The organism is Leucobacter musarum subsp. musarum (genome assembly GCF_001273845.1).
GTDB classification, from domain to species: domain Bacteria; phylum Actinomycetota; class Actinomycetes; order Actinomycetales; family Microbacteriaceae; genus Leucobacter; species Leucobacter musarum.
In genome coordinates this window covers 568,430-583,975 of sequence record NZ_JHBW01000087.1, presented here as the reverse complement: position 1 = coordinate 583,975, position 15,546 = coordinate 568,430, and the positions used below count along the sequence as shown (strand labels likewise).

At 65.4% G+C, this 15,546-nt stretch carries 17 protein-coding genes; 13 read left to right on the top strand and 4 right to left on the bottom strand.

What is annotated here, in order from left to right:
• Nucleotides 1-79: 79 nt before the first annotated feature.
• Genes CH42_RS11690 through dprA form a run of 3 tightly spaced genes read left to right on the top strand, consistent with a single transcriptional unit; the run spans nt 80 to nt 3,323 of the window.
• Complete coding sequence (locus CH42_RS11690) at nt 80-496, top strand: YraN family protein (protein WP_075205356.1); 417 nt, start codon at nt 80-82, stop codon at nt 494-496.
• Nucleotides 493-2,040, top strand: coding sequence for a YifB family Mg chelatase-like AAA ATPase (locus CH42_RS11685; protein WP_075205355.1), 1,548 nt, complete (start codon nt 493-495; stop codon nt 2,038-2,040). The genes CH42_RS11690 and CH42_RS11685 overlap by 4 nt, the downstream gene beginning before the upstream one ends.
• Nucleotides 2,037-3,323, top strand: a complete 1,287-nt coding sequence (dprA, locus tag CH42_RS11680) for a DNA-processing protein DprA (protein WP_053353307.1) — start codon at nt 2,037-2,039, stop codon at nt 3,321-3,323. Before CH42_RS11685 ends, dprA begins: the two co-directional genes overlap by 4 nt.
• A 16-nt stretch (nt 3,324-3,339) precedes the next feature.
• Here the strand turns inward: dprA and CH42_RS11675 are convergent, their stop codons facing one another.
• Nucleotides 3,340-3,672 carry a DUF7882 family protein gene (locus CH42_RS11675; protein WP_053353306.1) on the bottom strand — a complete coding sequence of 111 codons (333 nt, stop codon included), beginning with the start codon at nt 3,670-3,672 and terminating at the stop codon, nt 3,340-3,342.
• Between the two features lie 201 nt (nt 3,673-3,873).
• Here CH42_RS11675 and CH42_RS11670 point away from each other — a divergent pair, with 201 nt between their 5' ends.
• The gene (locus CH42_RS11670; protein WP_053353305.1) at nt 3,874-5,676 is read left to right on the top strand and encodes a putative bifunctional diguanylate cyclase/phosphodiesterase; all 1,803 of its coding nucleotides are present in this window, start codon (nt 3,874-3,876) and stop codon (nt 5,674-5,676) included.
• Here the strand turns inward: CH42_RS11670 and CH42_RS11665 are convergent.
• Nucleotides 5,670-6,422, bottom strand: coding sequence for an SDR family NAD(P)-dependent oxidoreductase (locus CH42_RS11665; protein WP_053353304.1), 753 nt, complete (start codon nt 6,420-6,422; stop codon nt 5,670-5,672). The genes CH42_RS11670 and CH42_RS11665 overlap by 7 nt on opposite strands.
• A gap of 182 nt (nt 6,423-6,604) precedes the next feature.
• On the opposite strand from CH42_RS11665, the gene CH42_RS11660 reads away from it, so the two are divergent.
• Complete coding sequence (locus tag CH42_RS11660; RefSeq protein ID WP_053353303.1) at nt 6,605-7,558, top strand: tyrosine recombinase XerC; 954 nt, start codon at nt 6,605-6,607, stop codon at nt 7,556-7,558.
• A gap of 8 nt (nt 7,559-7,566) precedes the next feature.
• Here CH42_RS11660 and CH42_RS11655 read toward each other — a convergent pair whose 3' ends face one another.
• The gene (locus CH42_RS11655; RefSeq protein ID WP_075205354.1) at nt 7,567-8,103 is read right to left on the bottom strand and encodes a murein hydrolase activator EnvC family protein; all 537 of its coding nucleotides are present in this window, start codon (nt 8,101-8,103) and stop codon (nt 7,567-7,569) included.
• Between the two features lie 305 nt (nt 8,104-8,408).
• Here CH42_RS11655 and rpsB point away from each other — a divergent pair, with 305 nt between their 5' ends.
• The 7 genes from rpsB to CH42_RS11620 all read left to right on the top strand — a co-directional run bounded on the left by rpsB (nt 8,409) and on the right by CH42_RS11620 (nt 13,892).
• Nucleotides 8,409-9,278 carry a 30S ribosomal protein S2 gene (rpsB, locus tag CH42_RS11650; protein WP_053353301.1) on the top strand — a complete coding sequence of 290 codons (870 nt, stop codon included), beginning with the start codon at nt 8,409-8,411 and terminating at the stop codon, nt 9,276-9,278.
• 40 nt (nt 9,279-9,318) lie between these two features.
• Nucleotides 9,319-10,149 carry a translation elongation factor Ts gene (gene tsf, locus CH42_RS11645; protein ID WP_053353300.1) on the top strand — a complete coding sequence of 277 codons (831 nt, stop codon included), beginning with the start codon at nt 9,319-9,321 and terminating at the stop codon, nt 10,147-10,149.
• Between the two features lie 126 nt (nt 10,150-10,275).
• On the top strand, nt 10,276-10,995 hold the full coding sequence (pyrH, locus tag CH42_RS11640; protein ID WP_053353299.1) for a UMP kinase: 720 nt from the start codon (nt 10,276-10,278) through the stop codon (nt 10,993-10,995).
• Nucleotides 10,996-11,072: 77 nt separating this feature from the next.
• Nucleotides 11,073-11,627 carry a ribosome recycling factor gene (gene frr, locus CH42_RS11635; protein WP_053353298.1) on the top strand — a complete coding sequence of 185 codons (555 nt, stop codon included), beginning with the start codon at nt 11,073-11,075 and terminating at the stop codon, nt 11,625-11,627.
• Between the two features lie 6 nt (nt 11,628-11,633).
• A complete protein-coding gene (locus tag CH42_RS11630; RefSeq protein ID WP_053353297.1) occupies nt 11,634-12,551 on the top strand; it encodes a phosphatidate cytidylyltransferase in 918 nt (305 codons plus the stop codon).
• A 50-nt stretch (nt 12,552-12,601) separates the two neighbouring features.
• Nucleotides 12,602-13,156 carry a DivIVA domain-containing protein gene (locus CH42_RS11625; RefSeq protein WP_075201479.1) on the top strand — a complete coding sequence of 185 codons (555 nt, stop codon included), beginning with the start codon at nt 12,602-12,604 and terminating at the stop codon, nt 13,154-13,156.
• 70 nt (nt 13,157-13,226) lie between these two features.
• The gene (locus tag CH42_RS11620; protein WP_053353295.1) at nt 13,227-13,892 is read left to right on the top strand and encodes an aggregation-promoting factor C-terminal-like domain-containing protein; all 666 of its coding nucleotides are present in this window, start codon (nt 13,227-13,229) and stop codon (nt 13,890-13,892) included.
• A gap of 302 nt (nt 13,893-14,194) precedes the next feature.
• Here the strand turns inward: CH42_RS11620 and CH42_RS11615 are convergent, their stop codons facing one another.
• Complete coding sequence (locus CH42_RS11615) at nt 14,195-14,719, bottom strand: ribonuclease H family protein (RefSeq protein WP_053353294.1); 525 nt, start codon at nt 14,717-14,719, stop codon at nt 14,195-14,197.
• Nucleotides 14,720-14,796: 77 nt separating this feature from the next.
• Between CH42_RS11615 and CH42_RS11610 the strand changes: the two genes are divergently transcribed.
• Nucleotides 14,797-15,525 carry an alpha/beta hydrolase gene (locus tag CH42_RS11610; RefSeq protein ID WP_053353293.1) on the top strand — a complete coding sequence of 243 codons (729 nt, stop codon included), beginning with the start codon at nt 14,797-14,799 and terminating at the stop codon, nt 15,523-15,525.
• Nucleotides 15,526-15,546: the final 21 nt, after the last annotated feature.

Sequence of the window (15,546 nt, the reverse complement as noted above, 5' to 3'; positions counted from 1 at the left end):
GGGTCTTCTCCACAGATCCGACTGATCCCTCCGTGCGGCGTCGCTCCAGCGAGCATGCTGGTGCGCCAGGAGGTGCATCATGACGCACACGGCAGCAACGCACACAGCCCAGGAAGACGATCGGGCGCCCGGAGCTCAGCAACCGCACAACCAGGCGCTCGGCGCGCACGGCGAATCGCTCGCGGCGGCGTACCTGGAAGCGCTCGGGTATCGAATCCTCGCACGCAATTGGCGCAACCGGTCGGGTGAACTCGACCTCGTCGCGCGAGACGGCGAAACGGTGGTCGCGATTGAGGTGAAAACCCGCAGCGGCACCGGGTACGGCAGCCCCTTTGCGGCGATCACGGCGCGGAAGGCATCACGCATTCGACGACTCCTGCTCGATTGGGTGCGCGGCTACGCCCTTCGTGGTGCCGATCTGCGCATCGACGCGATTGCCATCACGATGCGTGCGAATGCGGAGCCGCGCATCGAACACCTGCGGGGAATCGCGTGAGCGGCGTGGTGTGCCGGGCGGCCTCCATTGCGCTGACCGGACTGCAGGGCACCGCGGTGATGGTCGAATCGGCTGTCTCGCAGCAGTTGCCCGGAATCGCCATCATCGGTCTTCCCGATGCGGCGCTCGCCGAAGCGAAACTGCGGGTGCGCACCGCCACCGCTCAGGTGGGCCTTCCGCTCTCGGATCGATTTCACACCATCAATCTGAGCCCGGCATCTCTGCCCAAACACGGCTCTGGATTCGACCTGGCCATCGCGCTCGCCGCGCTCGCCGCCTCGCGACACCTGCCCGCTGAGGGGTTGGCGACCACGGCTCACCTGGGCGAGCTGGCGCTCGATGGGGAGCTGCGTCGGCCAGCCGGCCTCCTGTCGCTCGTCGCGGCTGCGCGGACTCTGGGATTCGTTCGGGTCATGGTTCCCGAGGCCTGCGGCGATGAGGCTGCGCTGGTTCCCGGCATCGAAGTGATCGCGGTTCCTGACCTCTCCAGCGCGGTCGCGTGGTATCGCGGCGAACGCAACCGAGGTCGCATCGTGCAGCCCGGCCTGGGCCGCGATGCGGTGCAGGCTCGCGTTCCTGAGGCGGACATGGTCGACGTGGTCGGTCAGCCCGAAGCTGTTGAAGCGATGGTCATTGCTGCAGCGGGAAAGCACCATGTGTCGTTGCTCGGCCCCCCGGGAGCGGGGAAGACGCTGCTCGCCACTCGACTGCCGTCGTTGCTACCGGAGCTCGACGATGACTCGGCGCTCGAAGCCAGCAGCATCGCCTCGCTCGGCGGAAACGCGTTGGCCGGGCTCGTGCGCCGCCCACCGTTCGAGAGCCCGCACCACACGGCCTCCGCGGCGTCGATCATCGGCGGCGGCCAAGGGATCGAGGTGCGCCCGGGCGCAATCACTCGCGCCTGCCACGGGGTTCTCTTCCTTGACGAAGCTCCCGAATTCCCCCGCACGGTGCTCGACGCCCTCAGGCAGCCGTTGGAAACCGGGCGCATCGAGATCCACCGTTCCCGCATTCGCACCGAGCTGCCCGCGCGAGTGCAACTCGTCATCGCAGCGAATCCCTGCCCCTGTGGAAATGCCGGCTCGGCGGAAACCGCGTTGAGCTGCCGGTGCAGCCCACGCGTCAGGGTCGCGTATCAGCAGCGCATCTCGGGTCCGCTCAGCGACCGCATCGATCTGCGGCTCACACTGCACCGCGTGTCGAAAGTGCTGCTCGACGACACCGAGACGGTGCGGCCCACGAGCGCGCGATTGCGCGAGCGCGTCATCGCGGCGCGCGCTGCTGCAGCGGAACGCTGGCGGGGGTCTCCGTGGACGGTGAATGCCGAGATCCCCGGGAACTGGCTGCGCAGCGAGCGGTTTCGGCTTCCGCGGGCCGACACGGCGGTGCTCGACCATGCGCTCGCCCGTGGTGGGCTCACGCTTCGGGGATACGATCGGGCGCTGCGAGTCGCCTGGACGATTGCCGATCTGGCCGGGAAAGATCGGCCTCGGCGCCCCGAAGTCGCTCAGGCGCTCGTGTTGCGCGGGGGTGACCTCGGATGACGGGGGCGCAGCTTGACCTGGGAATCGATGCGTCGATCGCCTCGATGCTCGATGCGATGGCCCCGCCGGGCGATGCACGCCCGGAATCGCACGCCACACTGTTCGCCCGTACCGTGTGGGCGCGCGTGATCGAGCCCGGTGACGCGGTAGCGGGGGCGTTGATCGGGAGCCTCGGGGCGGCTCCAGCTCTCGCGCGGCTTATCAGCGGAGCGTCGCCCACCGAGCTTGCCGCAGAAGCCGCCGCGAGCGGAGCGCAGATCGATCGCCGTTCGATTGCAGCCGCGGTCAAACGGTGGGTGCCGAGGCTCGACCGCGGTGAGAGCATCCGCGATCTCGAGCGGGCGCGCGACGCCGGGGTGAGCCTCGTCGCTCCGGAATCGGGTTGCTGGCCAGCGCAGCTCGACGACCTTGGAGCGCACGCGCCGCAGCTGCTCTGGGTGATCGGCGACACCGCGGCCCTCGTGGTGCCGTCGCTTGCGGTGGTGGGTGCCCGCGCCTGCACCGGGTACGGAACCCATGTCACCGCCGAGCTCACCGATGCGGCGTGCGCGGCCGGTGTCGCAATCGTCTCCGGGGCAGCGTACGGTGTCGATGCGATCGCTCATCGCACGGCGCTCGCCGCGGGCGCGCGGACAGTCGCGGTGCTCGCCGGGGGAGTCGACCGCGCATACCCCAGCGCGCACGCCTCGCTGCTCGAACGCATCGCGCAGCAGGGCGCGGTCTGCTCTGAGATGATTCCCGGCGCGGCTCCGACGCGTTGGCGCTTTCTGCAACGGAACCGGTCGATTGCCGCGCTCGCCGGCGCGACACTCGTGACCGAAGCCGGAATTCGCTCCGGGTCATTGAACACAGCGGGTCATGCGGCGGAGATCGGACGCAACCTCGGAGCTGTTCCCGGCCCGGTGACCAGTGCGACCTCAGCCGGATGCCACCGATTGATTCGCGAATACGGTGCGCTGCTCGTGAGCAACGCAGAAGAACTCAGGGAGTGCATCGGCGTCACTGATGCGGCATCGCAGCTCATCGATGTTTCGCGCGGCTCACCTTCGGGGTCGGGGAGTGGCGACGAACCGTCGGATCGCCAACCCGCTCTGCACCGTCGTCTCCTCGATGCGCTTCCGCTTCAGGGGCAGCGAACCGAAGAGGCGGTCGCGCTCGCCGCAGGTCTTGCGCTGGGAGAATGCCGTGCCCTCCTCGCGGAACTCGAAATTCTCGGCTTCGTGCGCCGGTCTTCGGAAGACGGCAGTCACGGGCCGCGATGGCGACTGGTGCGACGCGAGTGATCTCCCGGTGCGTGAGTCAGGCCGCGAGGAGCGGGTTGCGCTGCACCCACTTCGAAGCATCCTGCTCCGACAGCACGACCAGCCCCCGAGACGTGTGAGAGACGGCGAGGAGCGCTTTGATCCACTCGGGGTTCAGTTGCGGGAGCTTGCTCCCGCTGAAACGGAACGCAATCGGGGCGTATTCCGAGATCCACACCTCGTGCCGACCGCTTCCCTGATGCATTCCGAGTGACCAGCTCAGGAAGAAGCTGTCCCCCTTCGCGAGCTTCATCCCAATGACTGTCTTGAGATGCGCGAGCGTGCGATCCTCGAACTCGTATTCACGTCCACCGTGCAACATGTACCCCATACAGGAAGTATGACATAAATTAAGTAATTATGAGAGTGAAGCGTTCTGGCGTGTTTCGCCCCGAGAGATACCGTCTCTCCGGGCACCGATGCGAGAGGTTGGGGAAATGCGTCTTAGAATCGCACGGGGGAGTCGAGAGTCCATGATTGGGTTCGCTGTATCTGGGGCGTTCGTGACCTTCCGGTCGCTGGAGAGGTCGTAATGCAAGGCGACGCTGAGATGTTCCGTTTTCTCGTGGAGGCAGTGCAGGATTATTCCATTTACTTGCTCTCGACGGAGGGAGTGGTGACGAGCTGGAATACCGGCGCCGAGCGCATCAAGGGGTATCGACCTGATGAGATCATCGGGAAGTCGTTCGAGGCGTTCTTCACCGGCGAAGATCGCGCCGATGGGCTTCCCGATCGCATCCTGAGCGAAGCGATTCGTGAGGGGAGATTCGAGACCGAGGGGTGGCGGGTACGCAAAGACGGCTCGCGATTCTGGGCCCACGTCACGGTGAACGCGGTGCGTGATGACGCAGATACCGTCATCGGCTTCGCGAAGATCACGCGCGACGTCACGGTCGCCCGCGAGGCGTCGAACGCGCTGCGTCGCGCTGCGTCCACTGATCCACTCACCGGCATGTGGAACCGGTCGGCTTTCCTTGCGGAGCTCACGCGCTGGGCGGGCGACTCCGCACCCTTCGCGGTGAGTATCATCGATCTCAACGGATTCAAGCAGATCAACGACACGCTCGGTCACGCGACCGGAGACGAGTTGCTCCGCGCGACGGCCGACAATTTGCACCGCCGGACGCATCTGGGCATCGTGACGGCTCGGCTGGGTGGCGACGAGTTCGCTGCCGCGGCGCTTGCTCCGGACGAGCAAGCGGTCGAGGAATTCGCGCAAGGGGTCAGTGCGGCCATGCGGGAACCGGTGCGCTTCGACGGGAGAACCCGGGTGATTCCGGCAAGCATCGGTATTGCGCGCTTCCCACGAGACGCGAGCGACATCTCTGAACTGCTCGTGCGTGCGGACGCGGCCATGTACGACGCCAAAGAGCGCAGCGACGATCGTGCAATGCTCTACCGTGACGGGTTGCTTGAGCATTCGGCGTCACGCCGTTTCCTCGGCAGACAGATACTCGGCGCCATCGCGCGTGGAGAATTCACGCTGCAGTACCAGCCGCAATCGTCGCTCAAAGATGAGGCCGTGGTGGGCTGGGAAGCGTTGATCCGCTGGGAGCATCCGATTCTGGGGCTGCTCAACCCCGGAGAGTTCATTCCGCTCGCCGAGGCGAATGGAACGATCGTGCAACTCGGCGAATGGGTGGTGAGACGCGCCTGTCAAGATGCTGCGCGATGGCGCGATGACGCGCGGGTGGCGGTGAACGTCTCGGCGTCGCAGCTGACGGATCGCACGTTCGTCGACGTGGTCACGCGCGCGCTTGCCGAGAGCGGCTTGGAGCCGCGCAATCTGGAGCTCGAGATCACCGAATCGACGATGATCTCGCACCGTCGCGAAGTCATCGAGACGTTTGCCGAACTGCAGCAGTTGGGCGTGCTCATCGCGCTCGACGACTTCGGTACCGGTTTCTCGTCGCTCGATACGCTGCTCTCGTTCGGCTTCGACCGGGTCAAGATCGATCGGTCAGTGCTGTACGAGAGCCTGCAGCCGTCGCGCACCCGCGACGTGCTGCGCGCAATTCTGGCGCTGGGGCACGCATTGACCGCGACCGTTCTTGTGGAGGGTGTCGAGACGGAGCAGCAGCGGGAGATACTGCGACACGAAGGTTTCGACGAGATTCAAGGCTTTCTCACGGGGCGCCCCGGCGCCGGCCCCGTGGTGGTCTCGCGGGAGCTCCCGGGGCACTCCGGGGGTGCGGGGGGTGGGCTCGACGACGGAACCGATTCTGCTGCCACTCCTCTGAATCGATGTGATCGATACGGCTGCGCGGCACTGGTGGGCGCTCACGGGTGCCTCTCGGAGATCGCCCGCCAGTGCATCGGCGAGGTCGCTCAGTGAGCGGAGTAGCCACCGTCGACGAGGTGGTAGCTGCCTGAGATGAACGACGCATCGTCGCTCAGCAGGAACAGGGTCAACGCGGCGACCTCGCGGTCGGTTCCGAGTCGCTTCGTGGCGTGCTCCGCCTCGAGTGCGGTGAGGGCTTCGGGGGAGAGCGATGCGCGCACCAGCGGCGTATCGATGAACCCGGGGCCGACGGCGTTCGTGCGCACACCCTGCTCGGAGTACTCCAGCGCCGCCACCTTGGTGAGGCCGATGAGTGCGTGCTTGCTGGCGACATACGCCGCATTTTGAGCGATGCCGACCGACCCCAGCACGGATGCCATGTTCACCACAGCGCCTCCACCCGCCGCGACGATCGCCGGCAACTGGAACCGCAGGCCGTAGAAGACTCCATCGAGGTCGACCGCGCGTACTCGATCCCAGGCGTCGATGTCGTACTCGCCGATGTTCGCGGGAGCCGCGCCGATGCCGGCGTTGTTGACGGCAAGGTGCAATGCGCCGTACGTCTCTTGAGCGAATCGGACCGCCGCCTCTGAGTCTTCCCACTTGGCAGTGTTCTGGGCGAAGGCCGCGGCCGTGCCGCCTGCCGCGACGATCTCATTGACGACCGTCTGAGCGGACTCGAGCTTGATATCGGTGACCACCACGGAAGCGCCTTCACGAGCGAGCTCGCGAGAGATCTCTGCACCGATTCCGCTGCCGCCACCGGTGACGATCGCTACCCGATTCTCGAACTTCGACATGTACGCCCTGCTTTCCTGTCTGCTTCGGTGCGATTCCGCATCGACGGGTTATATGCCCGCGCATATATGCAACGACGCAGGGCTGCGGAATATTTCCCCATTCGGAATCTTTCGCTCCGATCGGGCAGAGGGGTTTCGTGGGATGTTCGCACTCGGGCGTCGCTTGGCGCGAGAATATGGATATGAGCGCGTCTGAATCGATTGCCGCCGCTGTCGGGGGCTTTCTCGATGCCGTGCGCCTCGAATACGGCTACTCGGAGCACACGATTCGTGCGTACCGACGTGATCTCGACGCGTTCGTGGCCTTCGCCGACGCGCACCATGCGAGCACGCTTTCGGAGTGCGATATCGAGCTGATGCGCGCCTGGCTGTGGGATCGCCAGCAGAGGGGGCTCGCGTCGGCGACTCTGGCGAGAAACGTAGCGACGCTGAAATCGTTCGGCACCTGGCTCGAGCGTGCGCGCTTGGTTCCGGGCAATCCGGCTTCGCGACTCCGGGCTCCGAAAGCGCCGAGAAATCTTCCGCGGGTGCTGACTGACGAACGCGTGGAGCGGCTCATCGACCGTGTCGCGCATCGGAGCGATGCGGAGCATCCTGAAGCGATGCGCGATCTCGCCGTACTGGAGCTGCTCTACGCCTCTGCACTGCGGGTCTCCGAACTGTGCGCGCTCGTGCTCGATGGCGTCGATCTGCGTGAGCGAACGGTGCGGGTCATCGGCAAGGGCAACAAGGAGCGCGTGGTGCCGTTCGGGGCGCCCGCGGCTCGGGCGCTCGACGTCTACCTCCGCACCGGGCGACCCCAGCTCGCCTCTCGCGCTGCGGTGAGTGGTGATGCCGCGGCCTCAATGCGCTCGATTTCTAACGCGGTCTTCCTCGGGAACCGGGGGGCCGCGATGTCGGGCAACTCGGTGTACCGCATGGTTGCCCGGGAGCTCGAGTCGGAGCCCGGAAGCGGTCCGCGCGGTCCGCACACGCTGCGGCACTCGGCGGCCACGCATCTTCTGAACGGTGGAGCCGACCTGCGCGTGGTGCAGGAGATGCTCGGGCACTCCAGTCTCGCGAGCACTCAGGTCTATACGCATGTGTCGACCGAGCGGCTCGCCCAGACCTACCGGCAGGCGCATCCGCGCGCCTAAGTTGGCGATCACCAGGGGAGCAGTACGGGGCGATCGAAGAAGTATCTGGCAGGGTCGACGTATATGTCGTCGACTCTGACCCCGAGATGCACGCACTCCGCATTGCAGTGCCCGCCTTCGCTCACGGTGCCGAGGAGCGCACCGAGACCGACGGTGTCGCCGACGCTGAGGGCAGCGGCGATCGGCTCGATGGAGTACAGCGTGGAGTGATCCACCCGGATGGTGACGACACCCCGATCGACCACGGTTCCTGCATATGTGACGGTTCCGGGCGCGGGTGCCCTGACCTCCGATCCCGGACGCGCGCTGAGGTCGACGCCGCGGTGCCCCGGTCCGTAGTCGTGCTCCGGTGCGCGGAACGGCTCCGATATCTCGAGCGGAATACCGAGCGGAGGGATCCAGCGCGGCACCGCGCTCTCTGCAGGTGCGCCGTTCGCGGACGTCGATGCGCCCGCTGCTGAGTATGCGGTGACGCTGATCATTACAGTGCACATGATGAGGCGGGCTGCCAGGGCAGGCCGATGCGCGCGTGCCGGAGGTGTCATGACGACAGCCTGTCGGGGCGCGAGACGTGCGGTGGGTGTCCGCGCAGGAATTGTGGAGCGATCGTGATTGTGCCCAGAATCGCCGGGGTGAGGACGAGTGATGGATGGCTTGGGCTGGTGTATGCTGGTTCAGCACCTTGTATGAGGTGACTTCGCGTGCCCACGCATCGGAGAGACGTCACCGGTCCTTGCTCATCACGAGTGGGGCGGCGGATCCCGAGGGCACCAGGATCGGGCCGCATTCCGCGGCCGATGATAACCGCAATCGGTGCGTCCATATGGGCGCCCAGAACAGGAGGACGGCAATGGCCGTCGTTACCATGCGCCAGCTGCTCGACAGCGGCGTCCACTTCGGACACCAGACTCGTCGCTGGAACCCGAAGATGAAGCGCTTCATCTTCACCGAGCGCTCAGGCATCTACATCATCGATCTGCAGCAGTCGCTCGGCTACATCGACGCCGCATACGACTTCGTGAAGCAGACCGTTGCCCGTGGCGGCAACATCCTCTTCGTCGGCACGAAGAAGCAGGCTCAGGAGGCCATCTCCGAGCAGGCTACCCGCGTGAACCAGCCCTACGTGAACCAGCGCTGGCTCGGCGGCCTCCTCACGAACTTCCAGACCGTCACCGGTCGTCTGGAGCGCATGAAGGAGCTCGAACAGCTCGACTTCGAAGGCACCACCAGCGGCTTCACGAAGAAGGAGCTCCTCCTCAAGAAGCGCGAGCTCGAGAAGCTGCAGAAGTCGCTCGGCGGCATCCGCAACATGGGCAAGACCCCTTCGGCGCTCTGGGTGGTCGACACCAAGAAGGAGCACCTCGCAATCGACGAGGCGAAGAAGCTCGGCATCCCCGTGATCGCGATCCTCGACACCAACTGCGACCCCGACGAGGTCACCTACCCGATTCCGGGCAACGACGACGCGATCCGCTCGGTCGCGCTGCTCACCCGTGTGATCGCCGATGCTGCTGCCGAGGGCCTCATGGAGCGCCACCAGAAGCCCGCTGAAGGTGCTGAGCAGGCCGCTGAGCCGCTCGCCGAGTGGGAGGTCGAGTTGCTGAACGCTGACGCTCCGGCCGCTGCCGAGGCTCCCGCCGAAGAGGCACCCGCTGCTGAGGCTCCCGCTGCGGAAGAGGCTCCGGCCGAGGCCGCTGCCGAGACCCCGGCCGCCGAATAATCTCTGACCGTTCACCGAACGACCACTGAAGGAGTCACACATGGCTGCAGTAAGCATGGCCGCTGTGAAGGAGCTGCGCGAACGCCTCGGCGCCGGCATGCTCGACAGCAAGAACGCACTCGTCGAGGCTGAGGGCGACATCGAGAAGGCCATTGAGATTCTGCGTCTCAAGGGTCTGAAGGGCGTCGCGAAGCGCGGCGACCGCGAGGCGACCGAGGGTCTGGTTGCCGTGCGTCAGACCGAGGGTTCTGCCACGATGATCGAGCTCGCTTGCGAGACCGACTTCGTCGCGAAGAACGAGAAGTTCATCGCCCTCGCCGATCGCGTGCTCGACGCTATCGTCGCGGCGCAGGCAGGCACCGTTGAGGAGGCCCTCGCGGCCCCCCTCGACGGCAAGACCGTCGCTGACGTCGTCACCGATGAGGCCGCCATCATCGGCGAGCGCATCGAGATCCGGAAGGTCTCGCGCGTCGAGGCCCCCGCGACCTCGGTCTACCTGCACCAGACCTCGAAGGATCTGCCGCCGCAGATCGGCGTGGTCGTGGGCTACGAGGGTGACGACGCCGAAGCTGCCCTCAGCATCGCCCGTCACATCTCGTTCGCGGATCCGGTGTACCTGAACCGCGAAGACGTGCCCGAGGCAGACGTCGAGAAGGAGCGTGCAATCGTCACCGAGATCTCAAAGAACGAGGGCAAGCCCGAAGCGGCACTGCCCAAGATCGTTGAGGGTCGTCTGACCGCGTACTTCAAGCAGGTCGCGCTCAACGAGCAGGTTCACGCTCTCGACGCAGACAAGCGCGAGGTCAAGAAGGTCGCTGAAGCCGCTGGCATCACCGTGACCGGCTTCGCTCGCAGCAAGGTCGGCGCCTAGCCACTGACACCGGGACCCGGGCCGAATGGCCCGGGTCCCGTGCTGTGTCCGCACTATTATGGCCTCGGGTACATACGGGGCCCACCGGCGCCCGCGCCGCAGAGATCGACTCAAGGAGAACCCCACATGACGAAGACCGCCGATCGCAAGCGCCGAGTCCTGCTCAAGCTCTCGGGAGAAGCCTTCGGTGGGGGCACGTTGGGAGTGAATCCCGACGTCGTCAGTCAGATCGCACGTGAGATCGCCGCAGCATTGAACGATGCCGAGGTCGCCGTCGTCGTGGGCGGCGGAAACTTCTTCCGGGGCGCGGAGCTCTCGCAGCGCGGCATGGATCGTGCTCGTGCCGACTACATGGGCATGCTCGGCACGGTTATGAACGCGCTGGCGCTCCAAGACTTCCTGGAGCAGGCGGGTGTCGAAACCCGCGTGCAGTCCGCGATCACCATGACGCAGGTCGCAGAAACGTACATTCCGCTTCGCGCTGTGCGCCACCTCGAGAAGGGACGCGTCGTCATCTTCGGCGCGGGTGCGGGCCTGCCGTACTTCTCGACGGATACGGTAGCTGCGCAGCGCGCACTCGAGATCGAAGCCGACGAGGTGCTCGTCGCGAAGAACGGCGTCGACGGGGTGTACACCGCTGATCCCCGTCACGACCCTGAAGCCACCCTCATCGAGAAGATCACGTACAACGATGCACTCGTGCGCGGGCTGAAGGTTGTCGACTCGACCTCGTTCAGTCTCTGCATGGACAACGGCATGCCCATGCGCGTCTTCGGTATGGAGCCCGCCGGTAACGTCACCGCTGCAGTTCGCGGTGAGACCCTCGGCACGCTCGTTCACGCCTGACCTGCGAGCGACCGGGCAGGCCGTAGAGTCGTGCCCACTAAGCTGGAACAACGAGCGAAATCACTAAGGAGTACACCGTGATCGATGAAGTCTTCGCCGACGTCAAGGAGCGCATGACCCGTGCGGTCGAAGCCGCGAAGGAGAGCTTCGCTACGGTTCGTACCGGCCGTGCGAACCCTTCGCTGTTGCAGAACCTGCAGGTCAATTACTACGGCACGCCGACGCCGCTGCCACAGCTGGCATCAGTGCAGAATCAGGATGCGCGCAGCCTGCTGATCACCCCGTACGACAAGGGCGCTCTCAAAGACATCGAGCAGGCTATCCGTGACATGCCGAACCTTGGAGCGAATCCGTCGAACGACGGCACGGTGATCCGTGTGTCGCTGCCCGAACTCACCGCGGAACGCCGCAAGGAGTTCGTGAAGATCGTGAAGGGCAAGGCGGAAGACGCTCGTGTGGCGATCCGCAACGTGCGTCGCTCGGGCAAGGATGATTTCGACGCGCTCAAGAGCGAGGTCGGTGAAGACGAGATCTCGCGTGCCGAGAAGGAGCTCGAGGCCGTGACGAAGCAGTTCATCGACCAGATCGATGATGCGCTCAAGCGCAAAGAGGCCGAGCTGCTGGAGGTCTGATCGCGCATGGCCGGCTCGGAGAAGCGAGACGAGCTGCGCACGGCGATCGAATCGACGCGTGCGCAGCTCGAAGCGACCAACGCGCGCATTGAGGCGCGCGCGGGCCGCAATCTCGTCTTCGCCATCGGGTCGGGTGTGGTCTTCGGCGGCATCTTCCTGGCGAGCCTGCTTCTGGTCAAGCAGATATTCATCGTGCTGGTCGCTGCCCTGGTCGCCATCGCACTCGTAGAACTCGCTTCGGCGTTTCGGGTCGCGGGCCGGCGCGTGTCGCGCATCGGGGTGGTCGTCGGCGGGCTCGTCGTCGTCGGCGGCGCGGCGTTCTGGGGGGCCCAAGGCATGCTGCTCGGCTTGTTCGCCGGGTCGGTCGTGCTCATCGTCTGGCGACTGATCGAAGGATTGGTGCCGGCGTGGGAGGCGCCTCCGAAGACGGTCGTTCGCGATGTGTTCTCGGGGCTCTTCACGATCGTCTACGTGGCGTTTCTCGCCTCGTTTGCGGTGCTGCTGGTCGCTGCGGAACACGGCGAATGGTGGGTGTTCGCGCTCGTGCTGGTCGTCGTATCGGTCGACGTCGGCGCTTATGCCGCCGGGGTGTCGTTCGGAAAGCATAAGATGACGCCGCGCATCAGCCCGAACAAGACCTGGGAGGGGTTTGCTGGAGCCGCAGTGGTCGCTGCGGGAACCGGTGTGCTGGTCTCCGTGTTCGCGTTGCACCAACCCTGGTGGGTCGGCGTTATCATCGGCGTGGTGGTGCTCTTCACGGCCACCGGCGGTGACCTGACCGAGTCGCTGATCAAACGAAACCTGGGTGTGAAAGACATGAGTTCTTGGATTCCGGGCCACGGTGGTTTCTTGGATCGCCTGGATTCACTGCTGCCCTCTGCCGTCGGCGTCTACGGTGTCGCGCTCATGTTGGGGGTGGTCTGATGGCCCGTCGTTCACAGGGATCAGCCGAGGAGCCCGTGCAGACTGGACGGGTGCATACCTCGTTTCCCCTCGCCACCGGAACCCAGCTCGGGTATCAGCAGGAACAGGTCGATCAGTTCCTCTCGTCGGCACGCAGCGCCTATGAGGCCGCGGCAGGGTCCGCGGAAGCCATGACCTCCGAATCGGTTCGTAGAACGGCGTTTCCGGTGAAGCGTGGAGGGTATGCGGCTCGCTACGTCGATGCGGCCATGGACCGACTCGAAGAGGTCTTCTACGAACGCGAGCGTCGTGCGCGGGTGCGCGCTGCAGGTGAAGACGCCTGGTGGGATGAAACGCGCCAGCTGCTCTCCGAAGTTCGGGGGCGGATCCACCGGCCCCGTGGTAAGCGATTCCGTCGCCGTGGTCTCTTCGCCACCGGCTACCGCCGCTCGCAGGTCGATGCGTTTCTCGATCGGGTCTCGGAGATGTTCGAGCGCCGCGAACTCGGCCTGAAGCCGGCGGAAGTTCGTGATGTGGTATTTCATTCTCAGTGGCGCGGGTACGACGAAGAACAGGTCGACGCGCTGCTCGACGGTGTCGTCGAGCTGATCCTGGCGACGCGATGAGGCGAGCGCCGTCAGGAGCCCCGAAGCGTCGCTTGTCGGCTCGGCCTCGCTGAGATACAATCGTTATATTGTGTCTGCACTGAACCGAAATCCCCTCTCGCGATGGACCCGCTTGCGCGCTCCGGTCGCCGGCCTCGCCGTCGCCGGATTCTTGGGAGCGGCCGTGGTGGCTCCGTTCGCGATGCCCAGCGCGCCGGCTGATGCTGAGGCGATGGCGTTCCAACAGCGGATCCATCAGGAATTCACCCCGAATACGTCGGCTGACGCAGACCTCGTGTACACGAACGTCGGAGTCGTCGAACTTCCCGACCCTGAGGAAGTGCGCAAGAAGCAGGAAGCCGAGGCTGCTGCGAAAGCGGCGGAGAAGGCTGCGGCCGAGAAGGCCGCGGGAACGGCAAGTTCTGAACAATCGTTAGGGGCATCCGAGAGCGCCGGTGCGCCACCCAAGTACACGGGTGGTGGGTCGATGGCTGAGTGGATGGCTGCAGCGGGAATCGCTGAAGCCGACTGGTCGTATGTGGTGTACATCGCTGAGCGCGAGAGCAGCCTGAATCCGAACGCGACAAACGCGAGCTCTGGGGCGTGCGGGCTCATTCAGGCGTTGCCGTGCAGCAAGGTCCCGGGCAATGGGTACGACCCGGTCGATAACCTCACCTGGGCCAACGGGTACGCGGTGGGACGGTACGGAAGCTGGAGCGCCGCCTACAGCTTCTGGACGGCAAACCACTGGTGGTGATCGGTCGCCATGGCGAAGAGCCGTCGACCGAATAAGTACCAGCGTGCCGCTCTGCAACCGGTGAGCGATGTCTCACGTCTCGCACATGGAGGCGCGCGTCGCGAATCCCGCTCCGGTGCGGAATGGTTCGTGCGCGATATTCCGTCGCATCGGGCGGAGAAAGCGTATCGGTGCCCGTCCTGCGGCACTGATGTGCCCCCAGGCCAGGCTCATATCGTGGCGTGGCGCGCCGACCATATCTTTGGCGACGAATCGGCAGTCCGCGATCGACGGCACTACCACGCACACTGCTGGCGTCTGCGCTAGAAGAGCGTGGGGGGAGCCTCGGCGGGGGCGACGTCAACCTCGCGAATCGGAGCTGCGCCCGCGAATCCGGGGCCGTGATCGGGCTGCTTTCCGGCTTGAAATGCAGTGGCTGCTGCTCGGGCATGCTGATCCGCGGCTTCATTGAGGGCATGTCCGGCATGCCCCTTCACCCATTCGAACGACACGGATCGCCCGGTGAGCGCGGCATCGAGTTGCTCAAGGAGTTCCCGGTTGAGCACGGGCTTGCCGTCGGCCTTTCGCCATCCCCGTCGCTTCCAGCCGGGCATCCATTGCGTGACCGAATTGATCACGTACTGACTGTCGCACAGCACATGGAGTGCTTCACCGCTGCGCTCTGCCGTGGCATTGAGCAGATCGAGCACTGCCATCAGCTCGCCCTGATTGTTGGTCGCACGCGGCCATCCGCCCGCCCGCCACTGATCGCCGTCGATGACCCAAGCCCACCCTGCGGGGCCGGGGTTGCCGAGTGCGGATCCGTCTGCTGCTGCGGTGATGGTCATGATCTCAATCCTGCCAGAGCGCGGCTGTGCGGCGAGCTAGGCTGGAACAGTTCGGCCGCGATGACAGGGAGACACGGATGATCGAGATTTCCAGTAATACGGTGCTGCGCGCGCGTCGAGAAGACATCGAGTTGCACACGGCGGATGGTTTGACGCTGTACGGCGAGTTGGCGCTTCCGGCCGACCGCGAGCCTCTGGCGACGCTCGTCACACTGCACCCGCTGCCGACCGCCGGGGGATTCATGGAGTCCCACGTTTTGCGCAAAGCGGCGAACCGGCTCCCTGAACTCGCGGATCTCGCGGTCCTGCGGTTCAACACGCGAGGCACATCATCCCCGCGAGGCACCAGCGAGGGTGCGTTCAGTGAGGGAATCGAGGAGCGGTTCGACGTCGCCGCAGCCATGGATCTGGTGCAGTCGCGTGGGCTTCCGCACCCCTGGTTGGTGGGCTGGTCATTCGGCACTGAACTGACGCTGAAGTATGGGCTTGAGCATGACATCGACGGTGCGATTCTGCTGTCGCCCCCGTTGCATCGGGCGACATCAGCGGAGGTCGCCGCGTGGCAGCCGGCGGCTCCCGAACTCGTCGCGCTCATTCCTGAATTCGACGACTATCTTCGACCCGAGGAGGCGTCGCAGCGATTTGCCTCAGTTCCTCGCATGCGTCTCGTGAACGTCGAGGGTGGCAAACACTTGTGGGTGGGGGAGAAGCAGACGCGACGCGTGCTCGACGAGATCGTCGCAGCGGTCGGAACCGCGTCGACACCGCTGCCGGGCGAAGTCGCGGAGGATCGCCTGCAGAGGTGATCGCCGCGACTCCGCCCGCCG

Bases quoted from the DNA above. Each gene is read 5' to 3' on its own strand.
- dprA (WP_053353307.1), top strand. From the start codon at position 2,037: ATGACGGGGGCGCAGCTTGACCTGGGAATCGATGCGTCGATCGCCTCG.
- CH42_RS11655 (WP_075205354.1), bottom strand. From the start codon at position 8,103: ATGACACCTCCGGCACGCGCGCATCGGCCTGCCCTGGCAGCCCGCCTC.
- CH42_RS11610 (WP_053353293.1), top strand. From the start codon at position 14,797: ATGATCGAGATTTCCAGTAATACGGTGCTGCGCGCGCGTCGAGAAGAC.
- CH42_RS11690 (WP_075205356.1), top strand. From the start codon at position 80: ATGACGCACACGGCAGCAACGCACACAGCCCAGGAAGACGATCGGGCG.
- tsf (WP_053353300.1), top strand. From the start codon at position 9,319: ATGGCTGCAGTAAGCATGGCCGCTGTGAAGGAGCTGCGCGAACGCCTC.
- rpsB (WP_053353301.1), top strand. From the start codon at position 8,409: ATGGCCGTCGTTACCATGCGCCAGCTGCTCGACAGCGGCGTCCACTTC.
- CH42_RS11670 (WP_053353305.1), top strand. From the start codon at position 3,874: ATGCAAGGCGACGCTGAGATGTTCCGTTTTCTCGTGGAGGCAGTGCAG.
- CH42_RS11615 (WP_053353294.1), bottom strand. From the start codon at position 14,719: ATGACCATCACCGCAGCAGCAGACGGATCCGCACTCGGCAACCCCGGC.
- CH42_RS11675 (WP_053353306.1), bottom strand. From the start codon at position 3,672: ATGGGGTACATGTTGCACGGTGGACGTGAATACGAGTTCGAGGATCGC.
- CH42_RS11660 (WP_053353303.1), top strand. From the start codon at position 6,605: ATGAGCGCGTCTGAATCGATTGCCGCCGCTGTCGGGGGCTTTCTCGAT.
- pyrH (WP_053353299.1), top strand. From the start codon at position 10,276: ATGACGAAGACCGCCGATCGCAAGCGCCGAGTCCTGCTCAAGCTCTCG.
- CH42_RS11665 (WP_053353304.1), bottom strand. From the start codon at position 6,422: ATGTCGAAGTTCGAGAATCGGGTAGCGATCGTCACCGGTGGCGGCAGC.
- CH42_RS11630 (WP_053353297.1), top strand. From the start codon at position 11,634: ATGGCCGGCTCGGAGAAGCGAGACGAGCTGCGCACGGCGATCGAATCG.